The organism is Mesorhizobium sp. M0968 (assembly GCF_040319065.1).
Taxonomy (GTDB): domain Bacteria; phylum Pseudomonadota; class Alphaproteobacteria; order Rhizobiales; family Rhizobiaceae; genus Mesorhizobium.
In genome coordinates this window covers 1-14536 of the sequence record NZ_JAMYNL010000015.1, presented here as the reverse complement: position 1 = coordinate 14536, position 14536 = coordinate 1, and the positions used below count along the sequence as shown (strand labels likewise).

The window sequence follows — 14536 nt, the reverse complement described above, 5'->3', positions numbered from 1 at the left end:
TGTCAGGAAGCCTGCCGATGAATGATGAAGCAAACCGCAAACCGGCAAGCGATCCCCAGGACCTGGCGCGGCTATTGGTTTCTCGCGAGCAAGCGGGAGACGCGGAAGGAATGGCTGCTCTTTACGAACCCGGTGCCATCCTCGATACCGGCAACGGACAGTTGGCCTGCGGCAGAGATGCCATCCGCCGATTTTACGCCAAGTTGGTGGCAGCGGGACGAAAGTTTGATCTCGGAGATCAGCGTCCGGCTATCATCAACAGGGATTTGGCGCTCACTTCCACGCGCCTTGCCGATGGCACCGTAACTGCGGAAATCGCTCGCCGGCAAGGTGACGGGAACTGGCTTTGGGTGATCGATCAGCCGTCCATCGCTCGATATTCATAGCCAGCATTCAAACTGAGACGCCACCCAGAGGACGGCCGGAGGCACACAGGAGCCTCCCGCGGCTGTCGGCACCCAATCAACTTGTCGGGTTTTGGTAGCACTCAATGTCCGCTTCGTCCCCAGCCTCCATCGGCTGGCATAAACCCGGACAACTCATGTGCTACCTAATCCGGACAACTCATCTGCTTACGACACAGAACCTGGACAAGGGTTGACTTTCCGGGCGCGTTCTTTATGTGTCGCGGCAAGTTTCCCGCGTCCGGGTGTTTTCCCGTGCTCCAGCGGCCAAAACTCCACGAACATTTAACGGACGAATATCATGGCCAAAGCCGCAAACATCAAGATCAAGCTTCTGTCGACCGCCGACACCGGTTTCTTCTACGTGACCAGCAAAAACAGCCGCACCAAGACGGACAAGCTGTCGTTCCGCAAATACGACCCGGTCGCCAAGAAGCACGTCGAATTCAAGGAAACCAAGATCAAGTAATCGGGTTTTTTCTCGCAGTACCGAAACGCCGCCTTCCGGGCGGCGTTTTTCATTTCGGGATGCAGGGTTAGCCGATGCGATCGCCGCTTGCCGGATCGAACAGATGGAGCGATGCCGGATCAGCCGACAGGCGCACGGCCTCACCTGGCTTCACGCTGGCCCGGCCCATGGCAAACACGCAGACCTGCTGGCCGGCAAGCCTGGCATAGAACTGGGTGGACAAGCCGAGCGGCTCCACGACACCCACCTCGCCCTTCAGCGCGCCATTGTCGGCGAGCCGGATATGCTCGGGCCGCAAGCCGACGGTGATCGCATCGCCATCCCTGAGCGGCAGTCCGTCCGGCAGCCTCAGCTTTTGGCCGTCGGCCAGGATGGCATCCGGCTTGGCGCCCTTTTCAACCACGGCAGACAGAAAATTCATGCCGGGCGAGCCGATGAACCCGGCGACGAACATGTTGACCGGCCGGTCGTACAGATCGAGCGGCACACCGACCTGCTGGACGAGGCCGTCATGCATGACGACGATGCGGTCGGCCATTGTCATCGCTTCGGTCTGGTCGTGGGTGACATAGACCGAAGTGGTCTTCAATTGCTGGTGCAGCGCCTTGATCTCGGCACGCATGTGAACGCGTAGCTTGGCATCGAGGTTCGAAAGCGGCTCGTCGAAGAGAAAGACCTTCGGGTCGCGTACGATGGCACGGCCCATGGCGACGCGCTGACGCTGGCCGCCGGACAATTGCCGAGGCAGGCGCTGCAGAAGCGCATCGAGCCCGAGCCGCTTGGCGGCCCCGTCCACCCTTGCATCGATCACCGGCTTCCCGGCCTTCCTCAGCATCAGGCTGAAGCCCATGTTCTTCGACACGTCCATGTGCGGATAGAGCGCGTAGGACTGGAATACCATGGCAATGTCGCGGTCCTTTGGCGCAATATCGTTGACCAGGCGCTCACCAATATGGATTTCGCCTTCGGAGACCTCCTCCAGCCCGGCGATCATACGCAGCAGTGTCGACTTCCCGCAGCCGGACGGGCCGACCAGAACGACGAACTCGCCGTCGGCGATTTCGAGATCGACTGCGTGCAGAACGCGCACCGCTCCATAGTCTTTGCGGACTTTGTCAAGTGTAACGGAGGCCATCGATCTATCCCTTGACGGCGCCGGCGGTAAGGCCGGTGACGAGGTAGCGTTGCAGGAAGGCAAAGAAGACGCAGACCGGGATCAGCGCCAGGATGGAAGCCGCCATCATCTGTCCCCAGTCGACCGCGAATTTGCCGATATAGGTGAGCAGGCCGACCGCGAAGGTCTTCTGGTCGTCGCTGGAAATCAGCATCAGCGCAAACAGCAACTCGCTCCAGGCGGCGGTAAAGACGAAGCCGAGCGTCGCGCCCATGCCGGGCAGCGTCAGCGGCACGATCACCTTGCGCATCGCCTGCAGGCGCGTGCAGCCGTCGATCATCGCTGCCTCTTCCAGGTCTCGCGGGATGCCGTCGAAGAAAGATTGCATCAGGAAGGTGGCAAAGGCCGTATTGAATGCGGTGTAGATGATGACGAGGCCGGTCAGGCTGTTGATGAGGCCGATCTGTCCCATGATGCGGTAGATCGGCGGAATGACCATCACCAGCGGAAAAGTCTGGGTGAGCAAAAGCAGGATGGCCAGGGTCGCCTTGCCGCGGAAGGAAAATCGCGACATGGCGTAGCCGGCCAGCGTGGCAATGACCGTTACGAAGGCTGCCGTCGACACCGAAACGATAACGCTGTTCAGGAAATAGCGTGGAAAATCGGTGGCTTCGAGCACGGTGACGAAGTTCTGCAGCGTCGCTTGCGACGGCCAGAAAGTGATGCCTTCGGAATAGAGCAGCCGCTCCGGCGTAACCGAGATCTTCAACGTCCAGAAGATCGGGAACAACGCGAAGGCCATATAGGCGGCGATGGCGCCGTAAAGGCCGATACCGCCGAGGACGCGCGAGGAAGCGGAGCGTCCGGCAATCATCAGACGTGCCTCACCAGCGAACGGCGGATGCCGATAAGCGCAACCGCGTAGACGATGAGCAGCACAAGCAGCAGGACCGCCACTGCGGAGGCATAGCCTTTGTCCAGCGACTTGAACGCGCTGACATAGATATAGACCGGCACTGTGGCGGTCGAACCGGCAGGCCCGCCTTCGGTCATGACGAAGATCAGGTCGGCGAATGTGGCGATCCATATGGTGCGCAGCATGACGGTAATGACGATGGTCGGCGCCAGGAACGGCAGCGTCACCTTGGTGAAGCGCTGCCACGGCGAGGCGCCGTCGATCGCCGCCGCCTCATGCAGTTCTGACGGGATCGACTTCAACGCCGCCAAAAGGGTGATGGCAAAAAAGGGAATGCCGAACCAGACATTGGCGACGATCGGCCCCCACATGGCTGTCGAGGGATCGGAGAGCACGTTGGTTGGCTCGGCTTTCAGCCCCAAGGCGTAGAGCCAATGCGGCAGCGGCCCGATGATCGGGTTGAACAGCCAGGCCCAGGTCAGGCCCGAGAGGAAGGACGGTACCGCCCAAGGCAGGAACACCACGGCCTGCACGATCTTTCTGCCCCGGAACGGCGTATCGAGCAGCAGCGCCAGGCCAAGTCCAAGGAAAAATTGGAAGAACAGGCTGGCTGCCGTCCACCATAGCGTGTTGACGAGCGCCTGCCCGAGCACAGGATCCGACAGCATCGCCTGATACTGCCCAAGCCCGACATATTCGGATTTGAAAGCGGAGAATTTGCGGAACGAGTAGCCGACACCGATAACCAGCGGCACCAGGAGCACGACGACCAGCAGCGCGATCGCCGGGCTGAGATAGAGCCAAGGCTCGATCACGGCATGGGATAGCCGCTTCTTTCGCGGCCTGCCGGCGGATCGGATTTCGGACACGGCATAGGTCATTGGTACTGGATCGTCTCCTGGGTAAGCACGGGCTGGCGACAGCGCCTTCCCCGTTTACGGGGAGATGCCGGTCCACCCTCCGCAGCTGCAGCGCAGCTGCTGCGGAGGACGGGCAGGCAGATGAGAGGCAACACGAGCCACGACGGGTTGGCGCCGCCCTCATCCGTCACTTCGTGACACCTTCTCCCCGTGAACGGGAGAAGGAAGAAGAGCTATTTCTTGTTCTTGGCCAGCCAGTCCTGCTGTTCTTTGGTCAGGAACTTGGCCCATTCGTCAGCCACGTCCTTGGCCGCTTTCTGGCCAAGCAGCACTTCCTGAAAATTCTTGATCGCCACCTGGTCGACGAAATTGCCCAGATTTTCCAAATGCGTCGGAGGTGTCACCATCTCGTATTTGTCGCCGTTGTTCAGTTCCTCGAACCAGCCCTTGAACTGCTCGGTCCTGAAGTGGGCGTCCTGGTCGGCGCCGTTGTGGATTGGAATGACGCCGACTTCCTTTGCCCATTCCAGATTGTCCTTGGGCGACAACAGCGTCGCCATCAGCTTCCAGGCATCGTCCTTGTGCTGGGAATTGGCGAACATCGCCCAGCCGGCATAACCGAGCGTCGGATAGGATTTGCCGCTCGGCCCGACCGGCATCGGCGCCACGGCGAAATCGTCGGCGCTCATCTTGTCGGCGATGCCGAGCAGCGCGTCGGGATCCTGGTTCAGCATGGCGCAGGTGCCGCTGTAGAACCCGGTGACGGTCTCGTTGAAACCCCAGCTCACCGCATCTTTCGGCGCCAGGCCGTTCTTGTACATGTCGGCGAGCATCTGCAGGCCCTTGACCGAGCCTTCCTCATTGATGGTCGAGGTGCCGTCCTCGTTGAAATAGCCGCCCTTGCCGGCGGCGATGTTCATGAACATGTGCATGCCGTTGAAGGCGCCCGGGCCGCCGCGCAGGCAGTAGCCGTATTTGCCCGGTATCGCCGAGATTTTTTTGGAGTCCTCGACGAATTCATCGAGCGTCGCCGGCGGACCGTCCAGACCGGCCTCCTTGAACAGCCTCTTGTTCCAGAACAGCGCGTTCAGGTAATAGCCGTAAGGGATCATGTACTGCTTGTTATCGACCGTCGAGCCGAACTGCTTGGCACGCTCGCCAAGCGTTTTGGCATCATCCCATTTGGCCATGTATGGCCCGAGATCCTCGAGCTGGCCGTTGGTCGCATAGAGGCCCATCCAGCGCTCCGGCATCTCGACGATGTCGGGCGTGTCGCCGGCCTGCACCATGGTGAGGAACTTCTCGAACGCCTGGCCCCAGGGCAGCGATACCAGCTCGACCTTGACACCCGGATTGGCCGCCTCGAATTCGGCGATCTGCTTCTTGAGGAATTCGGTACGCGGCGGACTGGTGATGACCTCGACCATCTTGACCGTGGAATCGGCCAGCACGCTGCCGGCGGAAATCGCCAGACCCGCGACGGCACCAAGAAGGATGCTCAGTTTTTTCATGTTCAGCACTCCCATTTTGAACGGCTCCTTTATCTTTTTGCTCTGTCGAAGGCCCGGGCAACATCCGCCCACAGGTCTTCGACACTTTCCAATCCGACACTGAAGCGGATGGTTCGTGGGCTGACGCCGAAGCGCGCCATCGAATTCAGGCCCGGCGTCTGCTCGAGCGAGGCCTTTGCCGGAACGATCAGGCTCTCATGGCCGCCCCAGCTGACGCCGATCCGAAAGAGTTTCAGCGCATCGACGAAAGCCGGGATGTCGACGTCTTCCGTCACTTCGAACGAGAACAGCCCGGCATAGCCGGCAAGCGTCGCCTTGCCTGGATGGTTGGAATAGGCCGGGTGGTTGACCCGCTCGACATGGTCATGCGCCTTCAGCCGTTCGGCGATGGTCAGCCCGCTCTTCATGTGATGCGGCAACCGCAGCGGCAATGTGCGCAGGCCACGCAGCAACAGCCAGGCCTCGAAAGGCGAAAGTTTCCCGCCGAGATAGGAATAGGTCTGCTCGTTGATATGTCGGATATGGGCGGCCGAACCGGCCACCACACCGGCGACGGTGTCGCTGTGGCCGCCGAGATATTTCGAGGCCGAATGCAGCACCAGGTCGACACCGTGCGAAATCGGCTTCTGGAACACCGGCGTCGCCCAGGAATTGTCGATCGAGGTGATGATGCCCTGCTCTTTGGCCAGCCGCGCGAGCTGGGTTATGTCCTGGAGCTCGAACATCATCGACGTCGGGCTTTCCAGGTAGAGCAGCTTCGCGCCGGGAAGTGCTGCCGCGACCGCGTCCGGATCGGAACCGTCGACATAGTCGACCTTGATGTTGAGCCGTGGCAAAAGCCGTTCGAACAGCCGGTAGGCATCGCCGTAGCAATTGCGCACGACAACCATGCGCTCACCGGCACCGACGAAAGCAAGCACCGTGGCGCTGATCGCCGCCATGCCGCTGGAAAAGCCGCGCGCGGCCTCCGCGCCTTCGAGAGCGGCGACACGCGCCTCGAACTCCATGACCGTCGGGTTGTCGCCGCGCGAATAGATCGGCTGACGTCGCCTGCCGGCGAATGTGTCGGCCATCTCGGAATAGTTGGCGAAGGTGAAGAGCGAAGTCTGGTAAATCGGCGGGACCACCGCGCCGCCGGGGAAAGGCTCGTCATGGGCGAGAAGCGTCGCTGCCTCGGCGAGATAGTCGTTTTCGAAACCGGCGGGATGATCGCTCATTTCTGGCCTGAAAGTTCGAGTTTGGCCGCGCCGCGCTTCAGATCGTCCTCGACGGTGGCGATCAGCTTGAGCGCCTCGGCCCGGGCCCCCTCCGGATCGTGCGCGGCGATGCGTTCGTAGATGGTGCGGTGGTAAGGAAAGCTGGCGTGGCCGAAATCACGCACGCCGAGCGGATGCTCCCAGAAACGATGGAACAGTTCGTGCATGGCGGCGATGATCTGCTCGAACAGCGGATTGCCGGAACTGCGGTAGATCGACTGATGGAATTCCCAGTCCTCCTCCGCCGACATCCCGGCGCGGGTGTGGAAGGCCTGCTCCATAATGTCGAGCTTGCGCCCGATCTCGACGAGATCTGCCTGGCCCGCGCGGACGGCGCACAGGGCGGCGGCTTCCGCTTCCAGTGCCCGGCGGATTTCCAGCGTCTGCATCAGGCTGGTGAAATCATTGCCGCCGGCCAGCGTCAGCGGCATGTGCAGCATGTCCAGCGAGACCACTCCCTTGAGATAGGTGCCGCTGCCTTGCCGCCGTTCGACCAGGCCGAGCCCTTCCCAGCGCGTCAGCGCCTCGCGCACGGTGTTGCGGCTCACCTTGAGGCGCTCGGCAAGGATGCGTTCGGTCGGCAGTCTCTGGCCGGGCCCGAGAGCTTCCCGCATCACAAAGCCGGCCAGCGCCTTGAGCACCGCGTCGTCGCGAGCAGTTGCCTGTATGGGGGAAAGGCCGAATTCGGTCATGCCAACGGGTCACCAAATGGCTCAATGGTCCAACCAATTTCTGCATAGAAGACAGGCCCTGTCAACCGACTGCGGGCACATACGCTCTGCCCAGCCGGCTATTTCAAAGGGCGCTGTCGCTGCCGCAATAAAAACCAAGCGTTTTGCGGGTCTTGGCGTAGAATCCTGATGTGTTTTGAAAATTGGGGGCCGGCCGGCGTTTGGCAGCGGTACGAGGAGGCCACTATGTGCCAGCGCCGGCCGGCCGACCCCACGGACCCAGGAGATGCGGCGGACCTGAGCATCATGGGGTATTCTTCGGGTCGAACCGGCGATCTAGCCTCGTGCCGGTTACGTCTAAGGGCTGCACATTTGCGCAACAACTTATGGAAATCAACCGTTTCTTAACCAAGCCTCGCAAATCGCTTGGATTAAGGTAAATTCGTAACCTTGTCGCGTTGACCCGGCAATTGGTGTTCGGTGCTAAGCCGCCTTGGCGACGACGCGATTGCGGCCGCCGCTCTTGGCTTCGTAGAGCGCAAGGTCGGCGCGTTTCATCAGCGCGGAGACCGTGTCTACCCCTTTCAGAACCGACGACACGCCGACGCTGACGGTGACTTCGACGGCTTTGCCTTCGGCGCCGACGGGAAACGGCAGTTGGGCGATTTCGGCGCGAATGCGCTCGGCGACCTTTTCGGCCACCGCGCCGTCGGTGTCCGGCATCACCACGACGAACTCCTCGCCGCCAAAGCGGCAGGCCAGGTCGATGCCGCGCACATTCTTGCGCAGCCGCCGCGCAAATTCGCGCAGCACGTCGTCGCCGCCGTCATGGCCATGCGCGTCGTTGATGCTCTTGAAGCGGTCCAGATCGGTGATCATCACCGACAGCGGCCGGCGCCGTGCCACGGCGCGGTCGAACAGCGTCTGCAGATGGCTGTCGAGATAGCGGCGGTTGTGCAGGCCGGTCAGGGCATCGGTCACCGCCATCTCGATGGTCTGGGTGACGCTGGCGCGAAGCTGGTCGTTGTAGCGCTTGCGGCGCACCTGCGTACGCAGCCGCGCGGTCAGCTCCTGCTGGTCGATCGGCCGCATCAGATAATCATTGATGCCGAGTTCGAGGCCGCGGATGATACGCCCCTCCTCGCCCTCGTCCGCCAGAAGGATGATCGGCAGGAAACGGGTGCGATCGAGCGAGCGCAATTGCGAGCAGAGCCTCAGCGGGTCGAAATCGGCGAAGGCCGTCGAGATCATCACGCATTCATACGGCTGCTCGGCGGCCTGGAAGAAGCCTGCATGCGGATCGTTGGCGACGTCGAGATCGGCACTGCCGCGCAGCATCTTCTGGACGCGCTCGAACGAGGATTTGCGCTCGTCGACCAGCAGCACCTTCGGCACCGCGTCGTCGGCAGCGAAGTTGCGGCTCAAAAGCTCCTCGATGCCGATATTGCGTGTCGTCGAGGCGCGCAGCCGCAGCTCGTCGGTCAGCGATTTCAGCCTGACCAGGCTCTTGACGCGCGTCATCAGCTGCAGATCGTTGACCGGCTTGGTCAAAAAATCGTCGGCGCCGGCCTCGAGGCCGCACACCCGGTCCGAAACCTGGTCGAGCGCGGTGATCATCACGACAGGGATATGCGACGTCGCCGGGTCGCCCTTCAGCCGCCGGCAGACCTCGAACCCGTCCATATCGGGCATCATCACGTCGAGCAGCACGACGTCGACCTTGCCGTTCTCGCAGATCTCGATCGCGTCCGGCCCGTTGGTGGCGGTCAGGACCTCGAAATATTCGGCGAGCAGCCGAACCTCCAGCAGCCTGACATTGGCTGGGATGTCGTCGACGACGAGGATCCGCGCGGTCATTTCACAAAGCTCCGGCTCGGCTGAGAAGGGACATCAGGCATCGCCCAGGTAGGATTTGATGGTTTCGATGAAACGCGGCACCGAGATCGGCTTGGAGATATATGCCTCGCAGCCGCCCTGGCGAATGCGCTCCTCGTCCCCCTTCATCGCGAAGGCGGTGACGGCGATGACCGGGATGACGTGGAGATCATCGTCCTCCTTCAGCCATTTGGTGACCTCGAGGCCCGACACTTCCGGCAGCTGGATGTCCATCAGGATGAGGTCCGGCCTGTGCTGCCGCGCCAGATCCAGCGCTTCCAGGCCGTTGCGTGTGCGCACCGTCTCGTAGCCGCTCGCTTCGATGAGGTCGCGAAAGAGCTTCATGTTGAGCTCGTTGTCTTCGACGATCATAACCTTCTTTGGCATCGATTTCCCGTCCCGGCTGACCTTCCACTCGAAGGGTGCCGTCATGCGCCCCTTGTCGGCACGCACCAAACCTGTTCCCACTATACGGCAATATGATTGACGAAACGCAAACCGGCCGCCCTAAAAGCGTTCGGATTCCAGATCGGCGGCTTGCTGCCGGCGACACTTGCCACTACTGCGAAAACAGAACGATTCCGCCCATGAAGGAAGGTAGCGATGGCAAACGCAGCGTCAATGCGCGAGGAAGCGGAAACCATTGCCGTAAAGGCGTTGGGCTTCGTCGCCGCCGATCCGGAACTTCTGCCCCGCTTCCTGGCGATCACCGGCATCGAAGCCCATTCCATCCGCCGGGCGGCGGGCGAGCCGGGATTCCTGGCCGGCGTGCTGCAGTTCATCCTTGCCCATGAGCCGACGCTGATGCGTTTTTCCGAGGAGACCGGAACGCCGCCCGCCGCAGTCGGCAAGGCATTGCGGGCGCTGCCGCTCGGCGACGACAATCATGAGCATTCGGTATGAGCGACGATCCCGAGACGGCGCGGCAGATCGAGGAGCTGGCCGCCGACGACCGGCCGCTGCTGGTGCTCGACGTCGACGACGTCGTGCTCGAATTCATCCGGCCGTTTCCGCATTTCCTCAAATCGCGCGGCTTCGGCCTGACGCTGGCTTCCTTCCGCCTCACCGGCAACATCACCGAAACGGCGAGCGGCCGTTTGATCGAACAGCCCGAGGTTACGGCACTTCTGGGGGAATTCTTTGACGCCCAGGCCGATTGGCAAAGCATCACCGACGGTGCCGAGGATGCTCTTGCAGCGCTTAGCGACAGCGCCGAGATCGTTCTGCTAACCGCCATGCCGCACAAGCACCGCGTGGTGCGCCGTGCGCATCTCGACGCGCTCGGATTGCCCTACCCGCTTTTGACCACCGAAATGGCCAAGGGACCGGCGGTGGCCAAATTGCGCGGCAACAAGGGCCGCCCGGTCGCTTTCGTCGACGATCAGCCGTCCAATCTTGTGTCGGTGCAGAACTCGGTCGCCGATGCGTATCTCTTCCATCTGATGGCCGACAATTCGCTGCGCGCTTTCCTGCCGCCGCCGCCGGACGGCGTCAGAGTCGTCGAAGACTGGCGCGACGGCGCGCCGAAGATCGCGAGCGCTCTGGGGCTTTAATGCGAGCGCTCAGGGCTGCAGCTTCGGTCCTGCCCCGCCATTGTCGCCGCCGTCCGAATCCTCGCCCCCGGTCGAATTGTCCGTTCCATTCGCGCCATCATCGCCCGAGTTGTCATCCTGGCCGGCGCTGTCGTCCTGGACTTCATCCGGCCCCTTCAGCATGGCGCCGTTGACCGCAACGGACCCATCGGCCTTGGTGTTGATCACCCATTCCAGCCGGCCATCCGGCAGCGTCTTGCCAAAACCTTTGACGGCCAGCGCAAAGGGGAAGGCCTGCGCCATCTGCTCATCGCTCTTGGCGCCTTCCTTCAAGGCATCGACGATCCTGTCGTAGCCGGCCACAGCGACGGTCACGGTCGCATCAGGCTTTTCGCCGCCCGGGAAAGTCATCTCGCCTTCCATGGCGACTTCGACGTCGCCATTCTTCACGGTCGAGTGGCCGAGGATTACTTTGGGTTTCTTGGCCTTGAAATCGGCGACCAAAGCCTTGCCGAATTCCCCCGGCAACGGCGGATTCTTATTGAGATCAAAGGCTTCGATCGCCTTCTTCGCCATCGTGTCGAGATCGATATTGGCACCGCCGAAGTTGAGGTCGATATCCGTCGGCACCAGTGGACCAGTCCAGGCGGGCAGCAATTGCCGGGGGATCGTCAGACCGGAGGCCTTGATCCCATAGTTGATCTTGCCGTTCTGGGAGACGCCATCCATGCCGCTAGCCAAATCCAACTGCTTCGCACCCCACTTGCCGACTGGGCTCTCAATTGCGAAATCTTTGAAGGCGTACGTTCCGTCGATTCTTTCCCAGACAGGCAACGCCGCAAGGAGACGTGACTTAAGTTCCGCCTGATTTACTTTCAGTTTCGCCTCGTCTTCATTAGCGACGGCAAAAGCAAGCAGATCCATCAACGGCTTTGTCCGAACACCCTTGCCGTTTGCATGCACCGAAAATTCCGGCGCATTGAGGGTGACCGGGAAATTCAACCCTAGCTCGGGATCGTTGATTTTGAGGACTTCAGCAAAATTCAAGATCTTTTCCGCGACAGTGAAATCGATGCCGCCGTTCGCCGATTTCGTCGAATTTAGCGTGGCGGTGCCGGCACCGGCAGAGACATCGGCCTCTTGCTTCGGCTCCCGGGTTTTCATCGTCATAGCGTCCATTGACCCCGTGGCGCTGACGAAGGCCACCAGGGCCGGATCATACACACCGGTGAACTTGTTGTTCGACACCGAAAAGTCGATGTGCTGCGGCCCTTGAGGCCCCTTGAAATCGAACGATCCGGTCAGCGACGTATCCGCCGACACGTCCCACTGCCCGTCCTGGCGCGGCTTGACCCGCATGTCGTAAGGCGTGACGTCGAACTTGAAGGAATCCTGTTTCGACAGCAAAGCGACGAGCGGCTTGAAATCGACGGCGAGTTTGTACGCATCGCCGTCGGCAGTGATTTTCACCAGCCCGATATCGAAACCCTGCCTGCCGAAATAATGTGCCAGATCATCGGTAAGCTTCTTCGCGCCTTGGCTGTCGACGGTCTGGGCGAAAGCGGGCGCGCTAAACGCGACGGCGAGAACAAGTGGCAATACACGCTTCACGTCGATTCTCCGTTGTCTCGGGCCAAATCATTGCTTGTATTAGTGAAACAGCGTTACAGCGGCAAGACACCGGCTGTAGGCCAAAAGCGCATCCGGCTAAAGCACCAGCCGCACCAGCGGTCGGCCTGGCTTACGTTCGACCAATCGCTGGAACCCGGCCTTCTCGAAGACCCGCGACGAGCCTACGAACAGCCCGATCGAGCCGAATCCTTCGACAGGTCGATCGGGCAGGCCTCGATCAGCCGCGCGCCGTTCTCGCGGGCGAACTCGATGCCGCCTTGGACCAGGCGGTGCGACAGGCCCTTGCCGCGTGCTTTGGTGCGGATGAAGAAGCAGGAGATCGCCCAGACGCCCGGATCGCTGGCGTCGGCGGGGTCGATCGGCGCCGACCCCCTGCCCTGGTTGTTCCATTCGGGCACGTCGGCACGCGGGCCGATCTGCATCCAGCCGACCGCCTGGCCACCCTCGAAGGCCAACAGGCCCGGCGGCGGCCCGGCCTCGATCCGCGCCTTGATGTGGTCCTTGTTGCGCTCCCGGTTGCTCGCGCGGCGCGCTGCGGGCGACAGCCGGAAATGTGTGCACCAGCAGCCGTAGCAGGCGCCTTGCCTACCGAAAAGATCTTCGAAATCCGCCCAAAGCTCGGGCACTAGCGGCGCTATGGTCGTATTCATGAGCTCTCTCCCGGCCCACCGCCTTGTCGTGGCATCCGTCCTGACGTACCATTGCATTTGTTCTCTTTATGTTCGCAGCGATGGCGGCCCCTGTCAACAATCCCGAACACGGTTTTTGCCGCGACTGCCTGAGTTTTCAGCGCAGCGAGGCACGCCGTTGCGAGCGCTGCGGCAGTCCACGGCTCGCCCGCCATCCGGAGCTCTACCGGCTGCGCCTTGCCCATATCGATTGCGACGCGTTCTACGCGGCGGTCGAAAAGCGCGACAACCCGGCGTTGAAGGACCGGCCATTGATCATCGGCGGCGGCAAGCGCGGCGTCGTCTCCACCGCATGCTACATTGCCCGCATCCACGGCGTGCGCTCGGCAATGCCGATGTTCAAGGCGCTCGAAGCCTGCCCGGAAGCGGTGGTCCTGCCGCCGGACATGGAAAAATACGTCCGCGTCGGCCGTGAGGTGCGCGCCATGATGCAGGCGCTGACGCCGCTGGTCGAGCCGCTCTCGATCGACGAGGCCTTTCTCGACCTCGCCGGCACCGAGCGCCTGCATGGCCTGCCGCCTGCGGTGGTGCTGGCGCGCTTCGCACTCGGCGTGGAAAAGGAAATTGGCATCACCGTTTCGGCCGGCCTTTCCTACTGCAAGTTCCTGGCCAAGGTGGCGTCGGACTTCCGCAAGCCGCGCGGGTTTTCGGTGATCGGCGAGGCCGAGGCTATCGGCTTCCTGGCCGAGCAGCCGGTGACGCTGATCTGGGGGGTCGGCAAGGCCTTTGCCGCCACCCTCGAGCGCGACGGCATCCGCACCATCGGCCAGTTGCAGCGCATGGAACGTGGCGATCTGATGCGCCGCTACGGCGTCATGGGCGACCGGCTCTGCCGGCTTTCGCGCGGCGAGGACGACCGTCGCGTCGTTCCCGACCAGGACGCGAAAAGCGTCTCGGCGGAAACCACTTTCGATACCGACATCGCCTCCGTCGACGAACTGGTTTCGGTGCTGAGGGCGCTGTCGGAAAAAGTCTCGGCCCGGCTGAAGAAATCCGGCATTGCCGGACGCACCGTCGTCCTCAAGCTGAAGACCCAGGATTTCAAGATCCGCACGCGCAATCGCCAGCTCGGCGATCCAACCCGGCTGGCCGACCGCATCTTTCAGACCGGGCTCGAGCTGCTGCGCAAGGAAGCGGATGGCACGAAATACCGGCTGCTCGGCATTGGCGTCAGCGATCTCTCCGACGATGACCGGGCGGACCCGCCCGACCTGGTCGACGTCCAGTCACGCAAGCGCGCCATGGCCGAAGGCGCCATCGACACGCTGCGCGGCAAGTTCGGCCGCAGGGCGGTGGAAACCGGCTATACCTTCGGCAAGGGCCGCGATGCCCATCCGCCCGAACCGGTCGAGGACTAGTTCCTCTGCACAGAGGTTTTGGTTCTTTGACAGAGCCTGAAAGGGCTGTGGATGGGAGCCTGCCGATCGGGCTGCCAATCTCCAGGGTTGCGATTAGCGATAAGCCACCACGTCTTCGTCATCCCAGGGCGGAGCAGGAGCGAAGCGACGTCGCGGAGACCCTGGGATCCATATGTGGACGGCGCCCTGCCTGCAACGGTTGTTTTGCGTCGTTTTCGATCGCTTGCGTCCATATGTCCGGCCTTTGAG

14 protein-coding genes and 1 pseudogene are annotated in these 14536 nt (G+C 61.9%); 5 read left to right on the top strand and 10 right to left on the bottom strand.

The genetic code is table 11. From position 1 onward, the window contains the following. The first annotated feature begins 17 nt into the window (after nucleotides 1-17). Together NKH67_RS22690 and rpmG are read left to right on the top strand one after the other, a co-directional pair. Nucleotides 18-386, top strand: a complete 369-nt coding sequence (locus NKH67_RS22690; protein ID WP_352471772.1) for a YybH family protein — start codon at nucleotides 18-20, stop codon at nucleotides 384-386. A gap of 319 nt (nucleotides 387-705) precedes the next feature. Then, nucleotides 706-873, top strand: a complete 168-nt coding sequence (gene rpmG / locus NKH67_RS22685; RefSeq protein WP_006201775.1) for a 50S ribosomal protein L33 — start codon at nucleotides 706-708, stop codon at nucleotides 871-873. Between the two features lie 67 nt (nucleotides 874-940). Here the strand turns inward: rpmG and NKH67_RS22680 are convergent, their stop codons facing one another. From NKH67_RS22680 to NKH67_RS22645, 8 genes are all read right to left on the bottom strand, one after another. After that, the gene (locus NKH67_RS22680; RefSeq protein ID WP_352471774.1) at nucleotides 941-2008 is read right to left on the bottom strand and encodes an ABC transporter ATP-binding protein; all 1068 of its coding nucleotides are present in this window, start codon (nucleotides 2006-2008) and stop codon (nucleotides 941-943) included. A 4-nt stretch (nucleotides 2009-2012) separates the two neighbouring features. After that, nucleotides 2013-2861 carry a carbohydrate ABC transporter permease gene (locus tag NKH67_RS22675; RefSeq protein WP_352502457.1) on the bottom strand — a complete coding sequence of 283 codons (849 nt, stop codon included), beginning with the start codon at nucleotides 2859-2861 and terminating at the stop codon, nucleotides 2013-2015. Then, entirely contained in the window at nucleotides 2861-3784 is a 924-nt protein-coding gene (locus NKH67_RS22670; protein ID WP_352613811.1) for a carbohydrate ABC transporter permease, read from the bottom strand. The genes NKH67_RS22675 and NKH67_RS22670 overlap by 1 nt, the downstream gene beginning before the upstream one ends. Nucleotides 3785-3996: 212 nt before the next feature. After that, a complete protein-coding gene (locus NKH67_RS22665; protein ID WP_352502456.1) occupies nucleotides 3997-5274 on the bottom strand; it encodes an ABC transporter substrate-binding protein in 1278 nt (425 codons plus the stop codon). Between the two features lie 29 nt (nucleotides 5275-5303). Next, nucleotides 5304-6491, bottom strand: coding sequence for a PLP-dependent transferase (locus tag NKH67_RS22660; RefSeq protein WP_352502454.1), 1188 nt, complete (start codon nucleotides 6489-6491; stop codon nucleotides 5304-5306). Beyond that, nucleotides 6488-7222: a FadR/GntR family transcriptional regulator gene (locus tag NKH67_RS22655; protein ID WP_023679986.1), complete on the bottom strand. Its 735-nt coding sequence runs from the start codon at nucleotides 7220-7222 to the stop codon at nucleotides 6488-6490. The genes NKH67_RS22660 and NKH67_RS22655 overlap by 4 nt, the downstream gene beginning before the upstream one ends. A 462-nt stretch (nucleotides 7223-7684) precedes the next feature. After that, nucleotides 7685-9058, bottom strand: a complete 1374-nt coding sequence (locus tag NKH67_RS22650) for a PleD family two-component system response regulator (RefSeq protein ID WP_352502453.1) — start codon at nucleotides 9056-9058, stop codon at nucleotides 7685-7687. A gap of 33 nt (nucleotides 9059-9091) precedes the next feature. Next, complete coding sequence (locus NKH67_RS22645; protein ID WP_006334976.1) at nucleotides 9092-9463, bottom strand: response regulator; 372 nt, start codon at nucleotides 9461-9463, stop codon at nucleotides 9092-9094. A gap of 216 nt (nucleotides 9464-9679) precedes the next feature. Between NKH67_RS22645 and NKH67_RS22640 the strand changes: the two genes are divergently transcribed. Then, nucleotides 9680-9979 carry a DUF3572 domain-containing protein gene (locus NKH67_RS22640; protein WP_352502452.1) on the top strand — a complete coding sequence of 100 codons (300 nt, stop codon included), beginning with the start codon at nucleotides 9680-9682 and terminating at the stop codon, nucleotides 9977-9979. Then, a complete protein-coding gene (locus tag NKH67_RS22635) occupies nucleotides 9976-10629 on the top strand; it encodes a hypothetical protein (RefSeq protein WP_352502451.1) in 654 nt (217 codons plus the stop codon). Before NKH67_RS22640 ends, NKH67_RS22635 begins: the two co-directional genes overlap by 4 nt. Before the next feature lie 9 nt (nucleotides 10630-10638). On the opposite strand, the gene NKH67_RS22630 is transcribed toward NKH67_RS22635, so the two are convergent. Further along, the gene (locus NKH67_RS22630; RefSeq protein ID WP_353031850.1) at nucleotides 10639-11967 is read right to left on the bottom strand and encodes a hypothetical protein; all 1329 of its coding nucleotides are present in this window, start codon (nucleotides 11965-11967) and stop codon (nucleotides 10639-10641) included. Between the two features lie 348 nt (nucleotides 11968-12315). Continuing rightward, nucleotides 12316-12890, bottom strand: a pseudogene (locus NKH67_RS22625) (GNAT family N-acetyltransferase). 68 nt (nucleotides 12891-12958) lie between these two features. On the opposite strand from NKH67_RS22625, the gene NKH67_RS22620 reads away from it, so the two are divergent. Continuing rightward, on the top strand, nucleotides 12959-14287 hold the full coding sequence (locus NKH67_RS22620) for a DNA polymerase IV (protein WP_352502449.1): 1329 nt from the start codon (nucleotides 12959-12961) through the stop codon (nucleotides 14285-14287). Nucleotides 14288-14536: the final 249 nt, after the last annotated feature.